Source organism: Sphaerochaeta sp., from assembly GCF_050178175.1.
Taxonomy (GTDB): domain Bacteria; phylum Spirochaetota; class Spirochaetia; order Sphaerochaetales; family Sphaerochaetaceae; genus Sphaerochaeta.
The window spans coordinates 1-3,106 of record NZ_JBFXGH010000184.1 but is presented as its reverse complement, the minus strand read 5'-3'; the positions used below and the strand labels follow the sequence as shown (position 1 = coordinate 3,106).

Below are 3,106 nucleotides of genomic sequence, written 5' to 3'. Positions count from 1 at the left end.
ATCAATGATCCCACCATGCCAGAGTCCAGCCTGGAGAACAGTGAAGCATTCCTCTCATTGGGAAGATTTGGGAATGCAATCAGCTGGAAGGTAAACGGAGGGTATGTGTTCACCGATGAACCCTTGGTAACAGGGGTTACAGCCCCTGATGCCACTTCAAGAGAAATATCCCAAGGGTATGAGCGGTACGGATTTGTCGGGGGCAGCTTCAATACGACCCTGGGAAGTGTGGTTCTTAGGGGAGAAGCTGCCACGGCTCTCGAAAAACCGATGAACAGCGTTGATACCACAAGTAATCCACCCATCTCAATCGAGTACCATAACCAGGTACAGACGTTGGTGGGACTGGACTGGAATATGATGGGGGCCCAGTGGTCGAGTCAGTATCTGCTTACCTATACCCATGACCATAATGATGCATTGGTAAGTCAGATGAAACCCATCAAGGAGTTCGCCCACACCCTCACCTTCAGGGTCCAGGATACATTCCTTGATGAACGCCTGACTGCAAAACTCTTCACCTACGTGGAACTGGAACCTGCCAATGCCCTGGTCAGGCCTTCCCTCTCCTATAACTTTGGAGATGGAGTCTTGCTTGAATGCGGCGTGGAGTTGTTTGTTGGTGATGAAGAGGGTACGTTCGGTGTCTACCAGGATAACTCCATGGCCTGGGCTGCACTCCGCTGGTACTTCTAGCACTTCATCAATCGCTTTGCAACATGGCTGCCTTTCTCCAAAGAGAGGCAGCCTTTGTTTGGATATACAGCGAAGGGAGCCTCTCTCTGGAAGCTCCCTTCAATAACCTAGACCAGCTCATCAGCCGATTAACTCTGCAAGGTCATCCTCTACGGATGAGATTCCGGCAATCCCGAAGTTCTCAACCAATACGCTGGCTACATTCGGTGAAAGGAATGCAGGCAATGTAGGCCCGAGGTGGATGTTCTTCACACCAAGGTAAAGCAAGGCAAGCAGTACGATGACAGCTTTCTGCTCATACCAGGCAATGTTGTAGGCGATGGGAAGATCATTGATGTCATCCAAGCCGAAGACTTCCTTCAACTTCAAGGCAATGAGTGCCAAGGAGTAGGAGTCGTTGCACTGACCGGCATCAAGGACGCGGGGGATTCCACCGATATCACCAAGGTTCAGCTTATTATAGCGATACTTTGCACAACCTGCGGTCAGGATTACCGTATCCTTGGGCAGATTCTTTGCAAATTCAGTGTAATAATCCCTGCCCTTTGAGCGGCCATCACAACCACCCATGACCACGAACTTCTTGATCGCACCACTCTTCACGGCTTCCACTACCTGGTCGGCAAGAGCAAAGACCTGCTCATGGGCAAATCCACCGATGATCTCTCCTGACTCAATCTCAGTTGGGGCAGGACAGGTCTTGGCAAGTTCAATGATCTCACTGAAGTCCTTCTTATCCCCAATGCCACCTTCAATATGCTTGCAGCCCGGGAAACCGGTTGCTCCGGTGGTATAGAGGCGGCTCTTGTATGATTCGGCTGGAGGTACGATACAGTTGGTGGTCATCAAGATGGGACCGTTGAAGGATTCAAACTCCTTCTTCTGCATCCACCATGCGTTACCATAGTTGCCATAGAAGTTAGGATACTTCTTGAATGCGGGATAGTAGTGGGCTGGGAGCATCTCAGAGTGGGTGTATACATCAACACCAGTCCCCTGGGTCTGTTCAAGCAACATCTCGAGGTCCCTGAGGTCGTGACCGCTGATAAGGATACCAGGGTTCTTGCCAACACCAATCTTTACCTTTGTCATTTCGGGATTGCCATATGCGCCGGTATTTGCCCCATCGAGCAGTGCCATGCCTGCAACACCCCATTCCCCTGTCTTCAGGGTAAGGGCAACAAGCTCATCGACACTCTTCTCTTCAAGCAGGTCATTCAGGGCACTCTGGATAAAGGCATCAAGCTCTTCATTTTCCTTGATCAGGTTGTTTGCATGCTCGGTATAAGCGCTCACTCCCTTCAGGCCATAGGTGATCAACTCCTTCAGGGAGCGGACATCTTCATTACTTTCAGCAAGTACGCCAACAGTCTTGGAAAACTCTTCATAGGAAGCAGTATCGGTATTCTCATACAGAGCGGCTTCACTCAAACCTTCCTTATTGGAAAGCTCTTTGAGCAAACCCTTCTTTGCCTCGATGGTAAGGAGAATTCTCTCGGTCAACTTCTCATCGTCAAAGTTTGCATTGGTGATGGTGGTAAACAGATTGTAGGTGACAATATGGTTGACATCCTTACTGACCGGCTGGTTTTCCCCGCGGAGTCTGGTTGCAACCTGGCTCAAGCCCTTTGTTACATAGATCAAAAGATCCTGCAGGTTTGCTGTCTCTGGCTGCTTGCCACATACCCCTACTTGTGTACATCCGAAATTTCGTGCTGTTTCCTGACATTGGAAACAGAACATCTTGTTGTCCATTTGATTTCTCCTTATACAGTTAAAAGCTGACTACCAGAAACATCTTGAAACGTTCTGGAGCATATATTGCATGCGGTAGATCACTCGGCATCAGAATTGAATCCCCTTTGCCCAGTTTGAACTCCTGACCATCAATGGTCACCAGTCCTTCTCCGTCCAGGGCAATGACCAGAGCATCCCCGCTGCTTGCGTGGGTGCTGATTTCCTCCCCTTTCTCGAAGGCAAAGAGGGTAAGGCTGTGATGTTTGTCCTGTGCAAGGGTCTTGCTCACGACCTGTCCTTCCTGATAGGTAACCTGGTCTGCAAAACTCATCACTTCGGATGGTTTGAAATTCTTGATCATCGCAGTCACAACTCCTTCATTGATTCATACTATGTCTCTGATTGCATACATCGTATACAAGCTACGTTGTGCTGTATGTTGGAAATCCAACATTCATGGCTTTTTTCTCAATCTTGAGTTTCAGGCAGAAAACTCCTATACTCAGCTTCATGAAATGCTGGAGGACCCACTCTTGGGAATCATAGAATTGCTCATGCTCTCTGTAGGCCTTGCTATGGATGCGTTTGCTGTATCCTTATGCAAAGGACTTAGGATGCGTAGAATCAATTGGCCCCAAGGAATCCTCATCGCATTCTCCTTCGGGTTCTTCCA

Annotated in this window: 3 protein-coding genes; 1 reads left to right on the top strand and 2 read right to left on the bottom strand. The window is 48.9% G+C overall.

The window, feature by feature from the left end; all coding sequences use genetic code 11:
• A partial coding sequence (locus AB7S66_RS12270; protein ID WP_428520410.1) for a hypothetical protein occupies nucleotides 1-696 on the top strand: 696 nt, incomplete at its 5' end.
• A gap of 120 nt (nucleotides 697-816) precedes the next feature.
• Here AB7S66_RS12270 and hcp read toward each other — a convergent pair.
• Together hcp and AB7S66_RS12260 are read right to left on the bottom strand one after the other, a co-directional pair.
• Nucleotides 817-2,451, bottom strand: a complete 1,635-nt coding sequence (hcp, locus tag AB7S66_RS12265) for a hydroxylamine reductase (protein ID WP_428520408.1) — start codon at nucleotides 2,449-2,451, stop codon at nucleotides 817-819.
• A gap of 19 nt (nucleotides 2,452-2,470) precedes the next feature.
• Nucleotides 2,471-2,794, bottom strand: a complete 324-nt coding sequence (locus AB7S66_RS12260) for a cupin domain-containing protein (RefSeq protein ID WP_321262880.1) — start codon at nucleotides 2,792-2,794, stop codon at nucleotides 2,471-2,473.
• Nucleotides 2,795-3,106: the final 312 nt, after the last annotated feature.